The organism is Faecalibacterium prausnitzii (assembly GCF_003287495.1).
GTDB classification, from domain to species: Bacteria; Bacillota; Clostridia; order Oscillospirales; family Ruminococcaceae; genus Faecalibacterium; species Faecalibacterium prausnitzii_I.
Map to the genome: position 1 here is coordinate 93,248 of NZ_PRLE01000001.1, position 21,909 is coordinate 115,156.

Here is a 21,909-nt window from a genome sequence, read left to right on the forward strand (position 1 = left end):
CAATAGGAAAAATTTAGAGGAGTGTGTAACCATTGGCAAAGAATAAGTCTCAGTACGACAGTACTTTGAATCTGCCCAAGACCCTGTTTGAGATGCGCGCAGGCCTGCCCAAGAAAGAGCCCGCCATGCTCAAGGACTGGGAAGAGAACGACCTGTACAACAACCTGATGAAGCATAACGAGGGGAAGCCTCAGTTCATCCTGCACGACGGCCCTCCGTACGCAAACGGCAATATCCACATGGGTACTGCCCTGAACAAGATCATCAAGGACATCATTATCCGCGAGAAGAACATGGAGGGCTTCCAGGCTCCTTATGTGCCCGGTTTTGATACTCACGGCCTGCCCATTGAGCTGAAAGCACTGTCTTCTGTCGGCGACAAGAAAAAGGACATCTCCAAGCTGGAGCTGCGCCAGATCTGTGAGAAATTCGCAACCGAACACATCGACATCATGAGCGACCAGTTCAAGCGTCTGGGCGTTATTGGTGACTTTGAGCACCCCTACCTGACTCTGAAGCCTGAGTTTGAGGCACGCCAGATCGAGATTTTTGGTGAGATGGCCAAGAAAGGCTACATTTACAAGGGCCTGAAGCCTGTGTACTGGTGCCCGGACTGCCGCACTGCTCTGGCAGAGGCCGAGATCGAGTACGGTGAGGACGACTGCGATTCCATCTTCGTCCGCTTCCATGTCTCTCAGGACCCCAACGGTGTGCTGGCAAAGTACGGCATTCCCATGGATAAGACCTACTTCGTGATCTGGACCACCACCACCTGGACCCTGCCCGCCAACGAGGCCATCTGCCTCAACGGCCAGTTTGAGTATTCGTTCGTCAAGATCGGCGACGAGTACCACATCATGGCCACCGAGCTGGTCAAGAGCGTGATGGATGCCTGCCACATCACCGAGTATGAAGTGGTCGGCGAGCCCGTCAGCGGTGCTGAGTTCGAGCTCATGCGCTATAACCACGTCTACCTGCCCAAGGAGGGCTGGGTCATCCTGGGCGACCATGTCACTCTGGAGAGCGGCTCTGGCTGTGTCCACACCGCCGGCGGCCACGGCGTCGATGACTTTAACGTCTGCCAGAAGTACCCCCAGGTGCCCATCACCGTCCCCGTGGACGATGGCGGCTATCTGACCGAGCTGGCTGGCAAGTATGCAGGCCAGCGCGTCTGGGCAGCCAACAAGACCATCCTGGCTGATCTGACCGCCTCCGGTGCTGTTATGGGTCAGGTGCACATCAAGCATCAGTACCCGCACTGCTGGCGCTGCCACAACCCCATCATCTTCCGTGCTACCGAGCAGTGGTTCTGCTCCATCTCCAAGTTCCGTGAGGATGTCTACAAGGCCATCGACACCGTGACCTGGATGCCGGATTGGGGCCATGACCGCATGAAAGGCATGGTACGTGACCGCAACGACTGGTGCATCAGCCGTCAGCGTACCTGGGGTGTGCCCATCCCCGCATTCTATTGCAAGAAGTGCGGCACCTACCACATCACCGATGCCACCATCAAGGCAGTCAGCGATCTGTTCCGCAAGGAGGGCTCGGACGCCTGGTATAAGTACGACGCCGAGAAGATCATCCCCGCAGGCGAGGTCTGTGAGAAGTGCGGCGCTTCCGAGTGGACCAAGGACACCGACATCATGGATGTCTGGTTCGATTCCGGTTCTACCCATGCAGCTGTTTTGGAAGAGCGCCCCGAGCTGCATTTCCCCGCTGACATGTATATGGAGGGCGGCGATCAGTTCCGCGGCTGGTTCCAGTCCAGCCTGCTGACCAGCGTGGCAAGCAAGGGTTGTGCACCGTATAAGTCTGTTCTGTGCCACGGCTGGGTCGTGGATGAGCAGGGCAAGCAGATGCACAAGAGCGCTGGTAATGGCGTGGAGCCCAGCGAGATCATTAAGGACTACGGTGCGGATATCATCCGCCTGTGGGTTGCTTCTTCTGATTACACTGTCGATGTCCGCGCCGGTAAGAATATCTTCAAGCAGCTGAGCGAGGCTTACCGTAAGATCCGCAACACCGCCCGCTTTATCCTGGGCAATCTGGATGGTTTTGACCCCAACACCGATTGTGTGGCAGACGACCAGCTGCAGGAGATCGACCGCTGGGCACTGGCTGCTCTGGATGACCTGATCGTTAACACCAATGCAGGCTATGCCGTGTATGACTTCAACAAGGTCTATCACGCTGTGTACAACTTCTGCGTCGTGGCAATGTCCAACTTCTATCTGGATGTGACGAAAGATCGTCTGTACTGCACCAACGGTGTGGCTCGTCAGGCTGCTCAGACGGCCATGTACAAGATCCTCGTGGCTCTGGACAAGATCATTGCTCCTATCCTGTGCTTCACCAGCCAGGAGATCTGGGACTTCCTGCCCAAGACCGAGGGGATGAACAAGTACGTTGTCTTTGAGGATATGCCCAAGGCTGGTCAGTATGCGGCCGATGAGGCATTCAAGGCCAAGTGGGCACAGCTCATCGCCGTGCGTGATGAGGTCAAGAAAGTGCTGGAGCAGGCCCGTGCCGAGAAGACCATTGGTGCTTCTCTGGAGGCTGCTGTCACCCTGTACTGCAACGATGCCGTCTACGACCTGCTGAACAGCATCCCCATGGACGAGCTGGCTGACCTGATGATCGTTTCCCATGTGGAGCTGGTCAAGGGTGAGGGCGGTTCTGCCTCTGCCGTTGAGGGTCTTGGCGTTGCTGCTGCTCACGCTGTTGGCGAGAAGTGCGAGCGCTGCTGGAAGTACTCTGATACCATCGGCAGCCACTCTGCTCATCCCACCCTGTGCGCACGCTGTGCCAGCGTTGTGGAAGCATAATTTTCCAAACCAGAAACAAACTTGTTTTTGAGGGCGGCGCTCCCGGCTCGAAAGGGAGCGCCGTTTTTTAGTAAAAATCGCGGGCGGCTTTTACAAAGGGCTGCCCATGGGAGAAAACTATGGCGTTTGTCATTTTTAATCTGCTCTGCGTGGCCGCACTGGTCGGGGCCGACCAGGCCATCAAGTTCTGGGCGGTACAGGTTTTGGAACCGGTAGGCTCCATGCCGCTCATTCCGCATGTGGTGGAGCTGCGCTTTGTGCTCAACCAGGGCATGGCGTTCAGCCTGCTCAGCGGCAAGCAGCTGTTTCTCATTGTTGCCACCAGTGCAGCACTGCTTTTGGTGGCTTACTGGCTGTTTTTCCGCAGCCGTGGCAAGTACCTGCAGCAGGCGGCCCTCATCCTCGTGCTGGGCGGCGGGATCGGAAACTTGATTGACCGTGTGCTCAACGGTGAGGTGGTGGACTATATCAACGTGCTGTTCATGCGGTTTGCCGTCTTCAATTTTGCGGACATCTGTGTCTGTGTGGGTGTGGCCCTGTGGGTGCTGGTCATCTTCCTGGAAGAAGTCCAGGAGCAAAAGGAGTCCTGACCGATGGAACAGCGTGAGTTTATGGTAGAGGCGGAAGCCGCCGGGCAGCGCATTGACCGCTTTCTGAGCGGCGAGGATACCGGCCTTTCCCGCAGTGCTTTGCAGGCTCTTGTAGCAGAGGGCCATGTGCTCTGCAACGGAAAACAGATCGCCAAAAGCCTCAAGCTGAAAGCAGGCGATACCATTTTGCTGGAGATCCCGGATGCAAAGCCCATTGAGGCAGTGCCGCAGGATATCCCGCTGGATATCGTCTATGAAGACGAGCACCTGTTGGTGGTCAATAAGCCCAAAGGAATGGTCGTTCACCCAGCCCCCGGCAACCCGGACGGGACACTGGTCAACGCCCTGCTGTGGCACTGCAAGGGCAGTCTTTCCGGCATTGGCGGTGAGATTCGGCCCGGCATCGTCCACCGCATTGATAAGGACACCAGCGGCCTGCTGGTGGTGGCCAAAGACGATGCCACGCACATCGGCCTCTCGCAGCAGATGGCGGTCCACAGTGTGGAACGAGCCTACAATACCATTGTTTACGGCGGCTTTGCACAGGACGAAGGCTTTGTGGAAACGAACCTTGGCCGCAGCAAGACGGATCGCAAAAAAATGGCGGTTTACCCGGCCAGTGAGCCTCACACCAAGTATGCCTACACGGGCTATCGGGTATTGGAGCGCTTTGGTGAGTTTACCATGCTGGAGTGCCGCCTGAAAACCGGCCGAACCCATCAGATTCGTGTGCACATGGCCTCCATCCATCATCCGGTGGCAGGCGACCCGGTCTATGGGCCGCACAACTGCATCACCAGCCTCCATGGCCAGTGCCTGCATGCCAAAACGCTGGGCTTTATTCACCCCATTACCGGGGAGCAGCTGCGGTTTGACTCTGAGCTGCCGGAATATTTTACCCATTTTATTGCAACGCTCAGGAGGGGAAAGCATGAATAACACGTTAAAGACATCCCTCGTGCTCTGTGACCTCGACCATCTTCTGTTGGGAACAGACGGCAACCTGCCCCAGGTGCTCCGGGATGTAATGCAGCTGTTCAGCAGCCGCGGCGGTCGGCTGACGGTCTTTTCGCAGCGCTCGCCCAAGGCGGTACGCACCATTCTGGGCAGTGTGCGCCTGGCTGCACCGGCACTGGTCTGCGGTGGTACACTGGCCTACCAGTTTGCCACGGGCACCGGGCAGCCACTGTGCAGCTTTGCCGGACGGGAAGAAGCCGTGTTGCAGAAGCTGCCCTCAGCCGTGGGCCTTGGCATCGCACTGCAGATGACAGACGGTTCTACCCGTGTGCTGCGGATGAGCGAGGCGCTGGAAGCTCACCTGCAGCAGGAGTGGACGCCCTATGTCCTCAGCAGCGCTGCCGATGTGCGGGGCGAGGATGTGCTGCGCATCCTGCTCTATCAGGACAAAAAGCAGATGCCGCTGGTTCCTTTGCTGGATAAGGCACTGGGGGAGGCAGCCGATTCTCTGCTGGCGGAGCGTGTCGCGCCGGATCTGCTGGTGTTGACTCCGGGTGCTGTTTCGGGGACGGCAATGTTCAATGCGGTCTGCCCGCCTGTTGGCTGTGCAGCTGAGGAATTGACCGTCGTAGCCAACTGCACCCAGATGCTGGAGCTGATGCATCTTGCGGGCCACAGTGTGGTCCCGGCTGACGCTGCGGCAGAACTGCGCCTTGCGGCAGCGCAGACGACGCTGACAGACCATGATACGGGTGCGGCAGCAGAATATCTGTACAATCTTGTGCGTGGCGCAGAGGCAACGGCGTAAAATTCAAGTAAAGTCTCCTGCAAATTTTCCGCAGGGGACTTTCTTTTTTGGGAGGTTTATACTACAATGAAAGAACACACTTCCACACAGAAAGAAAAGCGCTTTGTTTTGCTCACGCTTCTTACCGCGGCGGCCTGTGCCGCACTGGTGTTCTGGTTTGCAGTCCCGCTCAAGGGGCACACAGGGCAAACAGCCAAGCCCGAACCGATGATCCAGGCCGCCCGGGTCGATCTGAATACAGCCGGGCTGGACGCGCTCTGCACTCTGCCCGGCATCGGGGAGAAAAAGGCGCGGGCGATCCTGGACTACCGGCGGCAGAACGGTGCATTCCGGCATGTGGAAGATGCGGTCTATGTTCCGGGGATTACCTCCCGGATCGTGGAGTCCTGGCAAAACCTTGCATATGTTAGTTGATAACGGCAGCCGCCGCTGCTGGAGAAAAGGGGAAACAACATGAATGAGGAGAACATCTTTATCAACCGGGAACTGAGCTGGTTGGATTTTAACCGCCGGGTCCTGGTCCTTGGCAAGGATAAAAATGTCCCGCTGGCCGAGCAGGTAAAGTTTTTGGCCATTTACGGCTCCAACCTGGATGAGTTTTTCATGGTGCGCGTCGGCTCTCTGCAGGAGCGGGCCAACCTGATGCGAGGCAAAAAGGAAAAGCGGGAAAACAAGACGAATATGACCTCCGAGGAGCAACTGACGGCCATTATGCCCAAAACGGCCCAGCTGCAGGAAGACTGCGATAAATACTATGCCCGCGCACTGGAAAATCTGGCGGCCTGCGGCTACCAGAAAGTGGATTTTGACCACCTGAGCAAGGAAGAAGAGCATTTCTGGAAAAAGTATTTCCAGAGCGAGCTGTTTCCGATTCTGAGCCCGCAGGTGGTCGATAACCGCCACCCGTTCCCGTTCCTGCGCAATAAAGAGATCTATCTGGGCGTTCTGCTCAAGGAGAAGCACTCCAATGAGCAGAGCCTTGGCATCGTGCCCATTTCCAGCCAGATGGAGCGGATGCACATTGTTAAGAAAGATGGCCGGACTCTGTTTGCTCTGGTGGAAGAGCTGGTGCTGCATTACGCCTCCATGATCTTCGGCAAGGAAACCATTCAGGAAAAATGCCTTTTTCGTGTAACTCGCAATGCGGATATCGACGTCAAAGAGGGTATGATGGATCATGACATTGATTACCGCGAGATCATGGCCGACCTGCTCAAGCGCCGCCGCAAACTGGCCGCTGTCCGCCTGCAGGTCACGCCGACGGCCCCGCAGGAAGTGGTGCGCATTCTCTGCAGCCGTCTGGAACTGAGCCACAGGCGGGTGTTTGCGCAGAACAGCCCTCTGGATCTGAGTTTCTTTTATAAGCTGACTTCCCGCATGGAAGCCGATGGCCACCCGGAGCTGTTCTACCCGGCGGCCCGCCCCATGCTTCCGCCGCCGGAGTATGACCTGGCTGCAGAAGTGGAAAAGCACGATGTGCTCCTCAGCTATCCGTATCAGTCCATCCGGCCTTTTATTACCATGCTGAAAAAAGCGGCGCAGGACCCGGAGGTCATTTCCATCAAGATGACGCTCTACCGGATGGCGCGGGAATCGCAGATCGTGCAGGCGCTGATGGAAGCCGCCGAAAACGGCAAGGAAGTGGTTGCTCTTGTGGAGCTGCGTGCCCGCTTTGACGAGCAGAACAATATCGACTGGTCCAAGCAGCTGGAAGAGGCAGGCTGTACCGTCATTTATGGCTTTGATGATTACAAGGTCCACTCCAAGCTGACCCTCATTACCAAAAAGAATCAGGATGGCTATGCCTACATCACCCAGATCGGCACTGGGAACTACAACGAAAAAACCAGTGAACTCTATACGGATTACTCGTTCATTACGGCAGACCCGGAGATCGGTGAAGAAGCCTCCAATGTCTTCCAGAATCTTGCCGTTCAGAAGCTGACCGAAACCAGCGAAAAGATGCTGGTGGCCCCGCTGCGGTTCAAGAGCGTGTTGCTGGACGAGATGGATCATGTCATCACCGCAGCACGGCTGGGCCGTCCGGCGTCGATGATCCTGAAAAACAACTCCATCTCGGACCGCGATATCATTCTCAAGTTGCAGGAAGCCAGCTGCGCCGGTGTCCGCATTGATATGATCGTCCGTGGTATCTGCTGTGTCCGCGCAGAGGTGCCTGGCAAGACCGAAAACCTGCACATCCGCAGTCTGGTGGGCCGATATCTGGAGCATGGCCGCATTTACAGCTTCTATGATGGACAGAAGACCCGCATTTATATTGCGTCTGGTGATTTTCTCACACGCAACACGGAGTGCCGTGTGGAAGTCGGTGTGCGGATCGAAGACCCTGTTCTGGTGGAAAAACTCAGCAGGATCTTACAGCTGCAGCTTCATGATAATGTCAACGCCCGGGAGATGCGGGCCGATGGCAGTTACCAGAAAGTGAAACCCGCTCCGGGTGAGCCAATCGTCAACGGTCAGATGGGAATGTATGAGCTTCTGAAAGACGATTGGGGGAAAGCTGCACCAGCCCCGAAGAAGACGCCCGCCTCTGCGGAAACATCGAATATCAAAACACACCAGGAGCCTGTGCGCGAGGCACCGAAAGCTGTGTTTACACCGATTGAACCACCGCGGAAAAAGACTGCACCTGCGACCACAAAGCCAATAGAAGAAATGCCCATTGTGATCACAGAATCCAAACCGAAGAAGCAGGGGCTGCTTTCTCGTATCTTCAGTATCTTTGGGAAATAAGAGAGGATAAACTTTTGCTGAATGCCGCTGGCCGAAAGGGCTGGCGGTATTTTTGTTCTTTCGGCAGGAGGGTGTGCATATCTTTTTCTGATAGCGGGAAGCAACGATGGAGGGAAAAGATGCGGAGAAAATGGATTCGGAATCGCCATTCCGGTTGTCAAGTGGCTGTTTGTTTGTGGATGTTGGTGGCCTGTCTGATGATGGCATGCTGTGTTTCCGCCCGGGCATTGAACACGCCCCCGGCGGGGTGCTCCCTCCGTACAAAAGTCACAAAGGAGCAGTATCAGTTTCCTCTGGGAACGATGGCCTGGCGTATCTCAGAGGAATATGGGTGGCGGAAAGACCCGCTTAACGGAAAAGAAGCATTTCATAAAGGGGTAGACCTTGCCTGTGCTTCCGGAACCATCGTTCTGGCGGGGGCGGACGGCATTGTTGCAGCGGCACGCCACAGCCAGAGTTATGGCAATTACCTGCGCCTTTCTCATGCGAAGGGAGAAGAAACGCTTTATGCTCACATGCAGTATCTTTATGTCCGGACGGGGGAAGTCGTCAAAGCAGGCGAGCCGATTGGGACAGTTGGGCAGACCGGACGGGCCACCGGGGCACATCTCCATCTGGAATGGCTTTGCAACGGCATCCGCTATGACCCAGCCGGGATATTTCATTTCTTATGAAACAACGTTTCCGTATCGGGAAGATTTCTTTTCAGGACCCGCTCATTCTGTGCGGAGCCTTCGCAATTTTGCTTTATTTTGACGCAAGCGGATTTCTGCGCGTTGGGTTGTTGGCAGCAGCTCTCCACGAGATGGGGCACATTATGGCTTATCTTTTTCTGCGCCATCGGTTTCCACACATTGAAGTGACCATGACGGGATTTTGTATGAAGACAAGGAAAGAGCACTTTTCGGCAAACGAGCAGCTTTTACTGGCCGCTGCCGGGCCCGGGGTGAACATTTTGCTGGCGGTTTGGGCTGTTTTCTGCCTTTCCCGGCGGGCTACCATCTGGTGGAGTGCCTTTTTTGCGGCAAATTTGTTGACAGGGGCTTTTAACTTACTGCCCATTCCACCGTTGGATGGCGCGCAAATTTTACGCTGTCTCATGCAGAGTGTCCCCCGCAAATAGCTATATGGAAAAACCGATGGAATGGGTCTGAATATTTTGTGCAATTTTCATAGTTTTCTAAATGAAGTTTTGGTGGTACAATAAGGATGGAGTACGAGAAGATTCTTCAGGAGGAGCCACATGGCAGAAAAAAGCATTGAACTGGATAGCGTGGAGATTGCAGCCGCTGTCTTTGGAAACTGCGACCGAAACATTCGTCTTTTGGAAAAGGAATTCTCCGTTACGGCAGTCTGCCGCGGTACGATGCTTCGCCTTTCGGGCGAGGCAGCCAATGTTGCGGCAGCGACCCGGGCGGTGGAGGGAATGCTGCTCCTGATTGAAAACCATACGCCGCTGGAAGATCAGACCGTTCGCTACTGCCTGAGCCTCGCCCACGATGGGGAGGAGAAGCGGGTCAAGGAGCTGACGGAAGATTTTGTCACCGTTACCGTTAAGGGCCGCCCTATCCGCCCCAAGACGCTTGGACAGAAAGAATACCTGAATGCCATCCGGAAGAATGCCATTACATTCGGCGTTGGCCCGGCGGGTACCGGCAAAACTTATCTGGCTGTTGCCATGGCCGTCAAGGCGTTCAAAGCAAAGGACGTCTCCCGCATCGTGCTGACCCGCCCTGCCGTGGAAGCCGGTGAGAAACTGGGGTTCCTGCCCGGCGATCTGCAGCAAAAGGTAGACCCATACCTCCGCCCGCTGTATGATGGCCTGTTTGATATGCTGGGCGCAGAGACTTATGAACGTCTGGTAGAAAAACAGATCATTGAAGTAGCCCCGCTGGCCTATATGCGCGGCCGGACGCTGGATGATTCGTTCATCATTCTGGATGAGGCACAGAACACCACCCCGGAGCAGATGAAGATGTTTCTGACCCGTATGGGTGTGGGTTCCAAGGTGGTGGTTACCGGCGATGTAACTCAGATCGACCTGCCGGACCGGACCCGCAGCGGCCTTGTGGACGCGCTGCAGGTGCTGAAAGGCGTGGGCGGCATTGCGCAATGTTATTTTACAGAAAAAGATGTCGTGCGCCATCGTCTGGTACAGGAGATCATCAAAGCTTATGAGGCGGCAGCACATCCAGCAAAGCGCTGAGCGTTTGCCTCTCAAAAAAGGCAGCATAAAAAGAAAGGAGAGGACGAGTTATGTCCAATAAAGTTTTAATCACAAATTCTCAAAAAGCAGTCAAGGTGCCCTCTGGCCTCCGAATTTTGATCCGCCGTGCCTGCAACGCCGTGCTGGAGTACGAGCACTTTGATGCCCCGGCAGAGATCAGCGTCACGTTTGTGGACAACGCTGCCATTGCAGAGCTGAACAACCAGTATCGCAACAAGCCCATGCCTACGGATGTTCTCAGCTTCCCTCTGGGCGAGAACGGCGTCTACGATGTGGATGAGAACAACGGCTGCAAGATGCTGGGCGATATCGTCATCAGCATGGAGCGTGCACAGGAGCAGGCAACACTGTACGGCCACCCGCTGCAGCGCGAAGTGGCATTCCTGACGGTACATTCCATGCTGCATCTGCTGGGCTATGACCATGAGAACGGCGGCTTGGAAGCGATGCGGATGCGGGAAAAAGAGGAAGCTGTCCTGACCCAGCTGGGCCTGCCCCGCACCGTCAGCTATACGGAATAATGCAAAATAAGACAGGAGTGCTATTTTGAAAAAGGAAACACCCATCCAGGGACATTATGATACTTCGTCCGTCTTTGTGGCGGTCATTGGCCGCCCCAATGTGGGCAAATCCAGCCTGACCAACCTGCTGGTAGGGGAGAAAGTGGCCATTGTGACCTCTAAGCCCCAGACCACCCGCACCCGCATTACGGGTGTTATCACCCGCGGCCCGCTGCAGTATGTCCTGCTGGATACCCCTGGCGTGCACAAGGCACACAATAAGCTGGGCAAGCGGATGGACAAGACTGCCAGCGATTCCATCGCGGATGTGGATGTGTCCATGATGTTGTTTGAGCCCTACGGTGCCCTCAATGAGCCGGAAATGGTGCTGGTGGAGGCGCTGAAAAAGAGCGGCGGCCCTGCCATTGCCGTGATCAATAAGACCGATCTCGTCAAGGCACCGGAAGATCTGGAGGCCCGCAAGGCCGAGTTGAAAGCCCTGGGGGTGTTTGACGATATTTATACGGTCAGCGTCCGGCAGAATGACCACTGTGAGGAGCTGTTTGATGCCCTGAGCCGTTACGCGGTGGAGGGTCCTCACTACTTTGATGACGATGCTTATACGGACATGCCGGAAAAAGAGCTGGTGGCAGAGGTCATCCGCGAGAAAGCGCTGCTGTTTATGCGGGACGAGATCCCGCATGGCATTGCCGTGGTGGTCGAGCGGTTCAAAGAACGCCCGGGTACCGACCTTGTGGACATTGACGTCAATATTTACTGCGAGCGGGAGAGCCACAAAGGCATGGTCATTGGCAAGGGCGGTGCCATGCTGAAAAAAATCGCCAGTGCGGCCCGTGCCGACTGCGAGGAATTTCTTGGCTGCCGGGTCAACCTGCAGTGCTGGGTCAAGGTCAAGGCCGATTGGCGGGACAATGAATTTCTGCTGAACAACTTCGGCTTCAAGCAGAACCCGAACAACCGCTGAGAAAGTTTTGCTTTGGGAGGAGGACCTGCCAATGGAACCCATTGTAACGCCGGGACTTGTCCTCAAAGAGACCCGATACAAAGAATCGGACCGGATCATCACAATTTTAACGCCGGGGCTGGGGGTCATCTCCGCCTCGGCACAGAGCAGCCTGCGGCTGAAAAACAAATTGTTCAGCGCCTGCGGGCTTTTTTGCTACTCAGAATTTGTGCTGCTGCCGGGTCGGAATATGTACACTGTCCGGGAAGCGGAAAGTAAAAACGTTTTTCACGGCATCGCTTCCAGCATTGAGGGAATGAGTCTTGCCATGTATATGGCTGAGATGGCCGCAGCCCTTTCCCCAACGGGAGAAGAAGCGGAAAAAGAGCTGCGGCTGCTGCTCAACTGCCTTTATATGCTCAGCGAGAAAAAAGCAGACCTCCGGGTCATCAAGGCCGTGTTTGAGCTGCGCACCATGAGCGAGTGCGGCTTTTTGCCGCAGCTGGTATATTGCAGGGGCTGCGGCACTTACGACGGCCCGGCCTTTTATCTGGACCCGCAGGAGGGCTGTCTGCTTTGTGCCGCCTGTGCACAGAAAGCAGGGAAGACCTGCAATCTGGATGCCGGGGCATTGTTTGCCCTGCGGCATATCTGCCTTGTGGAAGACAAGAAAATTTTTGCATTTAAAATTTCGGTCGGGAGCCTTGCAAAGCTTGCCATTGCAGCGGAGCAGTATGCCCTGACCCATCTGGACAAACCGTTGAAGAGTTACGACTTTTTAAAATCGGTATTACCATAAACAAAGGAATCTACTATGGAAACAAGCTATTTAAAAACACTGGAGCTTGACAAGATCATTGCACGGGCGGCGGAGGGCTGTGTGTGCAAGGAAGCCCGGGAAAAAATGCTGGAACTGGAGCCCCAGTGTGACCCGGATGAGGTTCGCTATGCATTGGAGCAGACGGATGCGATCAACACCCTGCTCATCAAAAACGGTTCGCCCCGGTTTGGTGGGGTAGAGGGTGTCAGCCAGCTGACCACGCGTGCGGTCAAGGGCGGCGTGCTCTCCATGGGCGAACTGCTGATGGTGGCAGGTGCACTGCGTAATTTCCAGAATCTGAGCAGCTGGTACGGCTCCTCGGACCATGACGCACTGCCGACCGATGACCTGTTCTATGCGCTGGCCCCGGAACCAGGCCTGGAACAGCAGATCTCCAGTGCCATTCTGGCTCCGGATGCGATGGCGGATACGGCTTCCCGCACCTTGAACGAGCTGCGCAAGAAGATCCGTGCAACCGAAAACAGCATCCGTGACCGGCTGGAAAGCATGGTTCGCAACATGGATACTTCTAAATACCTGCAGGAGAGCGTGGTTTCCATGCGCAATGGCCGCTACGTTGTCCCGGTCAAGAGCGAGTACCGCGGCGAGGTCAGCGGCGTTATCCACGATGTTTCGTCCACGGGTGCAACTGTCTTTGTGGAGCCGCAGGCAGTCGTGGAAGCCAACGCCCGCATTTTGCAGTACCGTGCCCAGGAAGCACAGGAGATCGAGCGCATTCTGGTGGCCTTTACGGCCCAGGTGGCGGCCATTGAGCCGCAGTTCCAGTACAGCTATCAGGCAATGTTAGACATTGACGTTCTGCTGGCAAAGGCCCGCCTGGCGCTGGATATGAAAGCCTTTAAACCGGCTGTCCGTACGGATACGTCATTCTCCCTTGTCCGGGCGCGGCACCCGCTCATTGACCCGAAAAAATGTGTCCCGGTGGATATTGCGCTGGGGAAGGAGTATGATTCGCTCATCATTACCGGCCCCAATACGGGCGGTAAGACGGTCACGCTGAAAACAGCAGGCCTTTTGTGTGCCATGGCGCAGTGCGGCTTCCTTATCCCGGCTGATGAGCGGAGCGAGGTCTGTGTTTTTGATGAGTTCCTTGTGGACATTGGCGATGAGCAGAGCATTGAGCAGAGCCTTTCCACATTCTCTGGCCACATGAAAAAAATCACCGGCATTCTGGAGCTGGCCATGCCTCACACGCTGGTCCTGCTGGATGAGCTGGGTGCCGGTACGGACCCGGCCGAGGGTGCTGCGTTGGCAGTGGCCATCATTGAAGAGCTGCGCCGCCGTGGTGTGCTCCTGATGGCTACCACCCACTATGCAGAGCTCAAGGTCTTTGCGCTGGAAACGAAAGGCGTTGTCAATGCAAGCTGCGAGTTTGATCTGGAAACGCTGCGCCCCACCTATAAACTGAGCGTTGGCGTGCCAGGCAAATCCAACGCGTTCCTCATCAGTGAAAAGCTGGGCATCCCGGAGCGGGTCATTGAAGCTGCCCAGCAGCATCTTTCGGCGGAGGATAAGCGTCTGGATGCCGTTCTGGGCCAGCTGGACGATTTGAAGCTCCAGCTCAAAGAAAGCCAGAATGAGGTGGAGGAGCTGAAAAATGAGGCTGCCCACCAGCTGGACGCCGCCCGCAAAAAACGCGATGAGCTGATCCAGCAGGGCGAAAACGAGCTGGAAGCAGCCCGTGCCAAAGCCCGCAGACTGGCACAGGACGTGGAAAGCAAAGCCTACGCCCTGACCGACGAGCTGCGCCAGATTCAGAAAGATGAGCGGATGAGCACCCAGCAGAAAGCCCAGCGTGCCCGGGAAATCGCTAAAAAAGAATCGGAAAAGCTGCTGGTCGGCTCTGAGGTGGTGCACAATCCTGTCAAGGAGTTTGTGCCGCTGAAAGAGGTCAAGGTAGGGCAGGAGGTCTGCATTGCAGAACTGAATCAGCTGGCAACTGTGCTGGCGCTGCCGGACAAGAACAGCGATGTGCTGGTCCGTGCCGGTATCATTAAAACGAAAGTGCCGCTCAATGGGCTGAAGCAGCCGGAAAAATTGGTCAAGGAGGCAAAGCCCCTGACCAAAGCTCAGCAGCGTTACTCGCGCCTGACGGGCGATGCCAACCGCCCCAATGGCCGGGTCGAGCGGGTACAGCGCACCGCAAAAATGGAATGCAATCTGCTGGGCCTGACTGTGGACGAAGCGCTGCCGGAAGTGGATTCGTTCATCGACCGCGCGATTCTGAACGGCCAGACCGTTGTTTATCTGATCCATGGCAACGGTACCGGCGCGCTGCGCACAGCCATCCACAAGCACCTGCGCGGCAACCGGATGGTCAAGAGCTTCCGCCTGGGCCGCTATGGCGAGGGTGAAAGCGGTGTGACTGTAGTAGAGCTCAAGTGACCGGCGATGGCAGGACGTTCAAAACATGCCGCTCTGCGCAGACGGAAGAAGAACCGCAAGGGCCTTTCTATTGGGACGGTCGTTTCGCTTCTGGTTTGTCTGCTCTGTTTCAGCGCAACGTTTTTCCTCTGGAAAGCAGCACTGGCAGGCCCAAAACTGAACCGTGAGGCAGGGGAGGAAGAAGACTTCCGCCCAGTGGTTGGTAACCCGCCGTACCGGATCGCTGTAGATGCGGGCCATGGAGGATCAGACCCGGGCGCACAGGGCATTGTGACCGAAAGCGAAATGACAGCTCAAACAGCGCAGGATCTTCTGGCATGGCTGGAAGCGGACTCAAACTATATTCCGCTGATATCCCGTGAAAGCTACGATGTAACAGCCAAGCCCAGCGAACGGGCTGCGGCCATCCATGCGCAAAATCCAGACCTGATGTTATCCATTCATGGAAACTCTGCGCCGGAGGGTTCGACTGCTTCCGGATTTGAGTGCTATCCGTCTGTTCCTGGAAGAACCTGGCACAAAGAAAGCTATTACTTTGCCAGACAGCTGGCCGAAAAAATGCAGCAGGCGGGAGCAAAGCTGCGCGGCCATGGCGGCATTCGGTACATTTATTATCAGGGCGAGACGAAACAGCTGGTGGAATCGAACCACACCGAGGTACGGGAAGAACGGAGCTTTACATTGCTGGAAGATGTTGATTGTCCGGCCGTCTTGGCAGAACAGTGCTTTGTGACCAGCGAGGAAGACGTGGCGCAGTTTGGCAGTGAAACAGGCTGCAAGAAAACTGCACGGGCCTACTATGAAGCCATCTGTGCCTATTTTGATACAGAGCCTTTACCGGAAGCATTTGAAACCCGGCACAACGGATAAATAAAACCAAACATGAGTCCCAGGACAAATTGCTGTACTGCAAAATTGTCGTGGGATTTTTTATTATTGCAAAACGGAAGATGCTGTATTGAATTTATTACAGCCAGACTTTTGAAGCTGAGATACAGAAGAAGAGAGAGAAGTGCCCTATTTTTTGTTTGATAAAGTTTCGTATAATGCACGTTATATGAAAATTAGGGGAGTGAAAAATGCCTCTTTTCCGGGTTTTGGGCCTTTCAGGCTCCAGCGTCCAGTTTTCGCCAGTTCAGTCTGCTTGGTGTGCATTTGCGTGTTGTTGTGTTTTACACCTGTTTCATGCGTTTATTTTTATCTGGTTTTATTTTCTCTGGCTGCTGTTCGTGTTTGCTTTTTATTCTTATATTGCAGCTAAACCAAAAAGCGTTCCATCGGCTTGCAGTGGCTTTCCGTTGGAACGCTTTTCGTCTATTTAATACAAGGATTAAATACTTGTATCTTAACTTTAATGCTGCAATCATTTACAACTTATTACGGACACATGATTGCCGGATTTGAGTTTGCTGCTTTGGAAACCGCTTATTTTTCAAGCCGTCCTGGTAAACCCGCTAACATGGTCTTTGTTGGTGTTGGACCATGGGTTCAGTCATTCTCCGGTTTATCCAGCATCCCGGAAACGTCCACCCGGAAACCATCCTGCGCGGCTCCGTCAAAGGCTTCCATTGGGCCGGAGGGCATCTCTGCAGAGTCTTCTTCTGGAGGCAAAGTTTCCCTGTTCTCCCCTGTTTTTGCTTCTGTTGTATCCAACATTTTCTTTTTCGGCTCCACATTGCCGAGCGGATTCTGCTCAATGGCGGCACGCACCTGAAATTCTTGTAGATGCGTGTAAATTTGAGTAGTGCCAACACTGCTATGGCCTAAAAGCTGCTTGAGGGTCAGAATATCCACATTCCCGGTCTGATACATCAGCGTGGCAGCAGTATGGCGCAATTTATGGGTGGAAAAGCCCTTGAGCCCGGCCGCTTTCATGGCTCCGGTGATGAGCTGCTCTACCCTGCGGTTGGAGATGCGTTCTTTGCGCCGCCGGGTGATGAACACGGCACGTTCTTTGGGGCTCAGGCCCTCCATTGTATTGCGCTTGTTTAAATAGAGCTGCAAGGCCTCAATGCAGGCATCATTCAAGTAGATCATCCGCTCTTTATGGCCCTTGCCGAAAAGCCGGATCTGACGCTGTTCCAGATCAATGTCATCCAGATCCATCCCGACAAGCTCGGCCAGACGCATTCCGCAGTTCAAAAATAGAACAGTCATGCAGTAATCCCGCTCCGGGAAATCGCTCTGGGTCTGGGTGCTTTCCAACAGGTCCATGGACTGTTCTGCCGTCAGATATTTGGGCAAAACTTTATCCTGTTTTGGGGGGCGGATGGCTGCTGTGGGGTCCTGTGTGATCTTGTTGACCTGATTGACAAGGTAATCATAGAAGCCGTGCAGACTGGCCAGCCGCCGGGCGGTAGAAGACTTTTTGTTTCCGCATTCCCGGTTTAAAAAATACAGATATTCGTAAATATCTTCTTTGGTCACGCTGGACCAGAAAGTGGTATCCAACCCCTTTGGGTCAATTTCTTTGATCTCAGCGTCTTCCGGGACAAGTGCGCGGCGGCGCTTCATAAAGCGGCTGAAATTGCGCAGATCACAATAATAATTGAATGCCGTATGGGGGCTTTTGCCTGCAATGACTTCCAGATACCGCACATACTCCACGATATCCTGCGAGGCATCATCGAAAGGTTTGTGCTTTTCGGGGTTCTTTTCGTTCAGATAAATGGACATTGGCTTCCTCTTTTATAAGCGGTCAGATTTCAGTGCATGGATGGCATCCGAGATATAAGCGGCACCAACCAGTTTCATGCCGGGATAATCAGCGGCGTTCAGGTGAGGCAGACTGTGCTTTGGGATGACAGCCCGCTCAAAACCGATGCGTTCTGCTTCCCGCAGACGCTGCTCGAGATTTGGAACACTGCGAACCTCACCGCCGAGTCCGACTTCCCCAATGGCAATCAGCTTATCGCTGACCGGGCAGTCCAGCAGAGACGATACCATGCTCAGACAGACAGCCAAATCGCAGGCAGTGTCCCGCAGGGCAATGCCGCCTACGATGTTGATATAAACGTCCAGATTGCCGAAGAAATACCCGGCACGTTTTTCCAGCACGGCGATCAGCAGATTCATGCGGTTATAGTCGTAGCCGCTGCAGGCACGGCGCGGAGCCGGAAAATTTGTTTTGGTGGCAAGGGCTTGAATCTCGCTCAGGATGGGGCGGCTGCCCTCCATGGTACATGCTACACAGTTGCCGGAAACGCCCAGCGGACGGCCATCCAGCAGCATCTGCGAGGGGTTTTCGATCTCTTCCAGCCCCTGCCCGGTCATATCAAACATGCCGAGCTCATTGGTAGAGCCATAACGGTTTTTGGCTGCCCGCAGGATACGGTACGGGAGCATTTTGTCCCCCTCAAAGTAGAGCACGGTATCCACAATGTGCTCCATGACTTTAGGGCCTGCAATGGCACCGTCCTTGTTGACATGGCCAACGATGAACATGGGAATCTCCTGCTTTTTGGCCACCGCCAGCAGCCGGGCGGCACTCTCTTTTACCTGGCTGACCGTGCCGGAAGAAGAAGAGATATCCATGCAACGCATGGTTTGAATGGAGTCGATGACGACCAATTCCGGCTTTTCTTTCTCGATCAGGCCGCAGATCTCATCCACGTCGTTTTCTGCGGCGAGATAAATATTTTCCTGGGGTACTTTCAGGCGGGCTGCCCGCAGTTTGACTTGGCGCACGGATTCCTCGCCGGTAATATACAGCACAGTGTGCTGGTTGGAGATGGCACCGCAGAGCTGCAGCAGCATGGTGGACTTACCGACACCCGGCTCACCACTCAGCAGAACCACGCCGCCCAGTACGATACCGCCGCCCAGCACCCGATCAAGCTCTGAAATGCCGGTCAGAATACGACTTTTCTCTTCCGTTGTGCTGATATCCGCCAGCCGCTTTGCCGTCAGCGAGGTGACCCCCTCCTGCCGGGCAGGTGCGGCGCTTTTTCCGCCGGAAAGCCCGGCTTTGGGTGTTTCGGCAACCACATCTTCGTTCATGGTATTCCAGCTGCCGCAGCTGGGGCAGCGCCCCATCCAGCGGGGGCTTGTCTCCCCGCAGTTGGAACAGACATATACCGTTTTCAACTTTGGTTCTTTCATAAGAAGACTCCTGTGATTTCATTCGAGATACTTTGCATTTATCATACCACATTGCGCCGGTGCCCGCAAGGAACCGTTACGGAAATGCGGCCAGCTGACTGCCCAAATAAGCAAGACAGGTAGCGGCTCCGCAGAGCGGAAGCATCGCTGCGGCGGTCAGTGCAAATTGTCCCAATAGCAGCTGGGCATGGGCAGAGGGGCTCCTCCCCCGCCCAAGAGAAAAAGCATGGAGTCTTCCGCTGACTTCCAGCGCGCAGGAGCCAAACCAGCAAAGTGCACCTGCAGCCAGTGCCGCCGGGATGCCGGAAATAAAAAGAAAGAACAACGCCTGCGGAAGTGGTATGCCGGAAAACAGCTGGAATGTCAATAGCCCTGTTCCAGCGCCATACAACATGATAAAAAGATAGATGGGCACAGGCCCGATGGCGGATAACCCCAACAGCAACAGAACGCAGAGGACTCCCAAAATCGTAAGCAGTTCGGTGCCGAACAGCTGTGCAATCTGTGAAGCGCTCTGGACAGCAAACAGGCCGCGCCAACAGCGCAGGTAATAGGAAAGCATGTCCATCTCTGCTGTATCCAGAAGCGCCTGCAGAATTCCCGCTGTAAAGGCTCCTGAGAGATAAGAACCCGCAAGAAGCACGCATCCCTGATGAGGTGCAGAACGCTCTCTGTGGGACGCGGGAGCCGTTCTGGAAAGCACTTCTGTTTCTGGAATGTGTGGAACCGTTGTTTCCGGCGTGCTTTGGACGATAGCGGGCAGCGGTTCTTGTTCCGGAACGGGTGGCAGTGATGGAGGTGGTGTTATGGGGCCTTTTTCGATTGGTTGTATTTTAGGTTCCTGATAAACCCACATAAGGGCTGTCCCTCCTTTGAAAGATAAAAGCAGGTGCACCGAAGCGATGCACCCGATTTTCAGGAAAAGCTCAGACTCTGCGTTTCCGCTCCGAGCGCAGCATCCCGAGGACGCCGCCGATGCAGCCGAGCAGCAGCGTGACCCCGAACCGGACCAGCTGCATTTCCTGCAAAGGACTGCCGGAAAGCAGACCGAAGCAAAGCAGCAGAAAAACGAATAGAGCCCCCTGTACTACCCCACAGAGCAGCCCGCGGCTTTTCTGCCAGAAAGCCATCAGCCAGCCGCTGAACAGGCTGCCCGCACTGACCGCACAGGTCGCCATGGGCCAGGCCACATCCTGCGAAAGGCCCTGCTGTGCCATCAATGCGGCGAGGCCCGCCATACAGGCCCCGGTGACACAGCAGCCTGCGCCAAATGAGACCAGCGCCCGGCCCGCCGGGAATTTTGCCGGAGAATTACCATTGCCAGACATAAAAACGCGCCTCCCTGCACTTACTGTATGCAGAAAGGCGCGTAAAAAATTCTTGCAGGCTGAAAAATTACTTCTTGGAGGAAGCAGCGTTGTCCATGTTCAGCTTCTCGACAGAGCTGATGGCATTCTTGATGAAGCGGATCTTCACACGGTCAGCGCCAGTCTCCAGAACGAACGTGTCGTCCTTGATGGCAACCACGCGGCCGACAATGCCGCCGATGGTAGTGACCTGATCGCCAATTTCCAGAGCAGCACGCATGGCGGCGTCTTTCTTCTCCTGCTTCTTCTGGGGACGATAGATCATGAAATACAGCAGGACGAGCATCAGCGCCAGCGTGAAGAAGAGGCTGATATAGCTTTCGGTGGTAGTGGTCAGAAAATTCATCGGGAAAAATCTCCTCTCAAATTCATATAAGAATATTATATACGTTTATTCGCCCCGTTGCAAGGGGAATTGCTCAAATTCTTGTATCAAGCAGCTTGACATAGCGGTCGTGGAAAGCCGTAAACGTGCCAGCGTCCAGTTCATCGCGGATCCGCTCCATCAGATGGTTGTAGAACCACAGGTTATGCATGACTGCCAGACGCATTCCCAGCAGCTCCTCCGCCTTGAACAGGTGGCGAATATAGGCGCGGGAATAGTTGCGGCAGGCCGGGCAGCCGCAGGTGGGGTCAATGGGGCGCTCATCCCGCTCGTACTTGGCATTTTTGATGTTGATGATGCCGCCCCAGGTGTTCAGGTGGCCGTGGCGGGCATTCCGGCTGGGCATCACGCAGTCAAACAGATCGACACCACGGGCAACCGCCTCAATGATGTTGCCTGGGGTGCCAACGCCCATCAGGTAACGGATCTTATCCTTGGGCATATAGGGCTCTACTTCGCTGATCATCTCGTACATGACCTCGGTGGGCTCACCCACGGCCAGGCCGCCGATGGCATAACCGTCCAGATTCATTTCTGCGATCTGCTTCATATGCTCTACACGCAGATCCGCATAGGTGCAGCCCTGGTTGATGCCGAACAGAAGCTGGTCAGGATTGGTTGCCTTGCCCTCGTGCTTCAGGCGGGCCAGTTCTTTCTGGCAGCGTGCCAGCCAGCGCACGGTGCGCTCACAGCTTGCTTTGGAATAATCGTGCTGGGCTGGGTTCTCCACGCACTCGTCAAAGGCCATGGCAATGGTAGACCCGAGGTTTGCCTGAATCTGCATACTCTCTTCCGGGCCCATGAAGATGCGGTGGCCGTCCAGATGAGAGGCGAACGTCACGCCCTCTTCGGTGATCTTCCGGAGCTTGGCCAGGCTGAACACCTGGAATCCGCCGCTGTCGGTCAGGATGGGGCCGTTCCAACGGGTAAACTTGTGCAGGCCGCCCATTTCAGCCACCAGCTTATCGCCCGGGCGGAGATGCAGATGGTAGGTGTTGCAAAGCATTACCTGGGTGCCGATCTCCCGCAGATCCTGTGCGGAGAGGCCGCCCTTGATCGCGCCTGCCGTGGCTACATTCTGGAATGCCGGGGTCTGCACCGTGCCGTGCACGGTTTTGAACTCGCCCCGCCGGGCATTGTGCTCCTGCTTGAGGAGCTTGTAGGTCGTCAAAGAAGGCATAAACGTTTCCTTTCTGTGCACG

The 21,909-nt window shown here is 55.2% G+C and carries 20 protein-coding genes; 14 read left to right on the top strand and 6 right to left on the bottom strand.

The annotated features are described in order from the left end of the window. Positions 1–32: 32 nt before the first annotated feature. From ileS to C4N22_RS00540, 14 genes are all read left to right on the top strand, one after another. Complete coding sequence (gene ileS, locus C4N22_RS00475) at positions 33–2,828, top strand: isoleucine--tRNA ligase (RefSeq protein WP_112147583.1); 2,796 nt, start codon at positions 33–35, stop codon at positions 2,826–2,828. A 119-nt stretch (positions 2,829–2,947) separates the two neighbouring features. Then, complete coding sequence (gene lspA, locus C4N22_RS00480; RefSeq protein WP_112147584.1) at positions 2,948–3,418, top strand: signal peptidase II; 471 nt, start codon at positions 2,948–2,950, stop codon at positions 3,416–3,418. A 3-nt stretch (positions 3,419–3,421) separates the two neighbouring features. Further along, entirely contained in the window at positions 3,422–4,357 is a 936-nt protein-coding gene (locus tag C4N22_RS00485) for an RluA family pseudouridine synthase (RefSeq protein WP_022257204.1), read from the top strand. Then, positions 4,350–5,183, top strand: a complete 834-nt coding sequence (locus C4N22_RS00490) for an HAD hydrolase family protein (protein WP_112147585.1) — start codon at positions 4,350–4,352, stop codon at positions 5,181–5,183. Before C4N22_RS00485 ends, C4N22_RS00490 begins: the two co-directional genes overlap by 8 nt. Before the next feature lie 66 nt (positions 5,184–5,249). After that, positions 5,250–5,597 (top strand): ComEA family DNA-binding protein, encoded by a 348-nt coding sequence (locus C4N22_RS00495; protein ID WP_112114892.1) that lies wholly within the window; start codon positions 5,250–5,252, stop codon positions 5,595–5,597. Between the two features lie 39 nt (positions 5,598–5,636). After that, positions 5,637–7,937 carry a polyphosphate kinase 1 gene (ppk1, locus tag C4N22_RS00500; protein ID WP_112147586.1) on the top strand — a complete coding sequence of 767 codons (2,301 nt, stop codon included), beginning with the start codon at positions 5,637–5,639 and terminating at the stop codon, positions 7,935–7,937. A gap of 119 nt (positions 7,938–8,056) precedes the next feature. Continuing rightward, positions 8,057–8,611 (top strand): M23 family metallopeptidase, encoded by a 555-nt coding sequence (locus tag C4N22_RS00505; RefSeq protein ID WP_112147587.1) that lies wholly within the window; start codon positions 8,057–8,059, stop codon positions 8,609–8,611. Then, positions 8,608–9,060 carry a site-2 protease family protein gene (locus tag C4N22_RS00510; RefSeq protein WP_112147588.1) on the top strand — a complete coding sequence of 151 codons (453 nt, stop codon included), beginning with the start codon at positions 8,608–8,610 and terminating at the stop codon, positions 9,058–9,060. The genes C4N22_RS00505 and C4N22_RS00510 overlap by 4 nt, the downstream gene beginning before the upstream one ends. Positions 9,061–9,180: 120 nt before the next feature. Then, complete coding sequence (locus C4N22_RS00515) at positions 9,181–10,143, top strand: PhoH family protein (protein ID WP_022257199.1); 963 nt, start codon at positions 9,181–9,183, stop codon at positions 10,141–10,143. A gap of 50 nt (positions 10,144–10,193) precedes the next feature. Continuing rightward, a complete protein-coding gene (ybeY, locus tag C4N22_RS00520; protein WP_022257198.1) occupies positions 10,194–10,685 on the top strand; it encodes an rRNA maturation RNase YbeY in 492 nt (163 codons plus the stop codon). Positions 10,686–10,710: 25 nt separating this feature from the next. Continuing rightward, complete coding sequence (gene era, locus C4N22_RS00525; protein ID WP_242980909.1) at positions 10,711–11,649, top strand: GTPase Era; 939 nt, start codon at positions 10,711–10,713, stop codon at positions 11,647–11,649. Between the two features lie 31 nt (positions 11,650–11,680). Continuing rightward, positions 11,681–12,427 (top strand): DNA repair protein RecO, encoded by a 747-nt coding sequence (recO, locus tag C4N22_RS00530; protein WP_022257196.1) that lies wholly within the window; start codon positions 11,681–11,683, stop codon positions 12,425–12,427. A gap of 15 nt (positions 12,428–12,442) precedes the next feature. Beyond that, a complete protein-coding gene (locus C4N22_RS00535) occupies positions 12,443–14,854 on the top strand; it encodes an endonuclease MutS2 (RefSeq protein ID WP_112147589.1) in 2,412 nt (803 codons plus the stop codon). 6 nt (positions 14,855–14,860) lie between these two features. After that, positions 14,861–15,724 carry an N-acetylmuramoyl-L-alanine amidase family protein gene (locus tag C4N22_RS00540; RefSeq protein ID WP_112147590.1) on the top strand — a complete coding sequence of 288 codons (864 nt, stop codon included), beginning with the start codon at positions 14,861–14,863 and terminating at the stop codon, positions 15,722–15,724. 618 nt (positions 15,725–16,342) lie between these two features. Here C4N22_RS00540 and C4N22_RS00545 read toward each other — a convergent pair. The 6 genes from C4N22_RS00545 to tgt form a co-directional block, all read right to left on the bottom strand. After that, positions 16,343–17,530 (bottom strand): tyrosine-type recombinase/integrase, encoded by a 1,188-nt coding sequence (locus C4N22_RS00545; RefSeq protein WP_112147591.1) that lies wholly within the window; start codon positions 17,528–17,530, stop codon positions 16,343–16,345. A 12-nt stretch (positions 17,531–17,542) separates the two neighbouring features. Beyond that, positions 17,543–18,955, bottom strand: coding sequence for a DNA repair protein RadA (gene radA, locus C4N22_RS00550; RefSeq protein ID WP_112147592.1), 1,413 nt, complete (start codon positions 18,953–18,955; stop codon positions 17,543–17,545). Between the two features lie 76 nt (positions 18,956–19,031). After that, on the bottom strand, positions 19,032–19,811 hold the full coding sequence (locus C4N22_RS12710) for a hypothetical protein (RefSeq protein WP_146746497.1): 780 nt from the start codon (positions 19,809–19,811) through the stop codon (positions 19,032–19,034). 70 nt (positions 19,812–19,881) lie between these two features. After that, positions 19,882–20,283 (bottom strand): TIGR04086 family membrane protein, encoded by a 402-nt coding sequence (locus C4N22_RS00560; RefSeq protein ID WP_112147594.1) that lies wholly within the window; start codon positions 20,281–20,283, stop codon positions 19,882–19,884. Positions 20,284–20,350: 67 nt separating this feature from the next. After that, positions 20,351–20,668 carry a preprotein translocase subunit YajC gene (gene yajC, locus C4N22_RS00565; protein ID WP_022257189.1) on the bottom strand — a complete coding sequence of 106 codons (318 nt, stop codon included), beginning with the start codon at positions 20,666–20,668 and terminating at the stop codon, positions 20,351–20,353. 73 nt (positions 20,669–20,741) lie between these two features. Continuing rightward, positions 20,742–21,887, bottom strand: a complete 1,146-nt coding sequence (gene tgt / locus C4N22_RS00570) for a tRNA guanosine(34) transglycosylase Tgt (RefSeq protein ID WP_022257188.1) — start codon at positions 21,885–21,887, stop codon at positions 20,742–20,744. Positions 21,888–21,909 lie beyond the last annotated feature (22 nt).

Excerpts from the sequence above, each read along its gene's own strand:
- recO (WP_022257196.1), top strand. The coding sequence starts at position 11,681 with ATGGAACCCATTGTAACGCCGGGACTTGTCCTCAAAGAGACCCGATAC.
- C4N22_RS00535 (WP_112147589.1), top strand. The coding sequence starts at position 12,443 with ATGGAAACAAGCTATTTAAAAACACTGGAGCTTGACAAGATCATTGCA.
- C4N22_RS00515 (WP_022257199.1), top strand. The coding sequence starts at position 9,181 with ATGGCAGAAAAAAGCATTGAACTGGATAGCGTGGAGATTGCAGCCGCT.
- lspA (WP_112147584.1), top strand. The coding sequence starts at position 2,948 with ATGGCGTTTGTCATTTTTAATCTGCTCTGCGTGGCCGCACTGGTCGGG.
- C4N22_RS00485 (WP_022257204.1), top strand. The coding sequence starts at position 3,422 with ATGGAACAGCGTGAGTTTATGGTAGAGGCGGAAGCCGCCGGGCAGCGC.
- C4N22_RS00510 (WP_112147588.1), top strand. The coding sequence starts at position 8,608 with ATGAAACAACGTTTCCGTATCGGGAAGATTTCTTTTCAGGACCCGCTC.
- radA (WP_112147592.1), bottom strand. The coding sequence starts at position 18,955 with ATGAAAGAACCAAAGTTGAAAACGGTATATGTCTGTTCCAACTGCGGG.
- yajC (WP_022257189.1), bottom strand. The coding sequence starts at position 20,668 with ATGAATTTTCTGACCACTACCACCGAAAGCTATATCAGCCTCTTCTTC.
- C4N22_RS00540 (WP_112147590.1), top strand. The coding sequence starts at position 14,861 with ATGGCAGGACGTTCAAAACATGCCGCTCTGCGCAGACGGAAGAAGAAC.
- tgt (WP_022257188.1), bottom strand. The coding sequence starts at position 21,887 with ATGCCTTCTTTGACGACCTACAAGCTCCTCAAGCAGGAGCACAATGCC.
- ppk1 (WP_112147586.1), top strand. The coding sequence starts at position 5,637 with ATGAATGAGGAGAACATCTTTATCAACCGGGAACTGAGCTGGTTGGAT.
- C4N22_RS00545 (WP_112147591.1), bottom strand. The coding sequence starts at position 17,530 with ATGTCCATTTATCTGAACGAAAAGAACCCCGAAAAGCACAAACCTTTC.
- ybeY (WP_022257198.1), top strand. The coding sequence starts at position 10,194 with ATGTCCAATAAAGTTTTAATCACAAATTCTCAAAAAGCAGTCAAGGTG.
- C4N22_RS00490 (WP_112147585.1), top strand. The coding sequence starts at position 4,350 with ATGAATAACACGTTAAAGACATCCCTCGTGCTCTGTGACCTCGACCAT.
- C4N22_RS12710 (WP_146746497.1), bottom strand. The coding sequence starts at position 19,811 with ATGTGGGTTTATCAGGAACCTAAAATACAACCAATCGAAAAAGGCCCC.
- C4N22_RS00560 (WP_112147594.1), bottom strand. The coding sequence starts at position 20,283 with ATGTCTGGCAATGGTAATTCTCCGGCAAAATTCCCGGCGGGCCGGGCG.
- C4N22_RS00505 (WP_112147587.1), top strand. The coding sequence starts at position 8,057 with ATGCGGAGAAAATGGATTCGGAATCGCCATTCCGGTTGTCAAGTGGCT.
- C4N22_RS00495 (WP_112114892.1), top strand. The coding sequence starts at position 5,250 with ATGAAAGAACACACTTCCACACAGAAAGAAAAGCGCTTTGTTTTGCTC.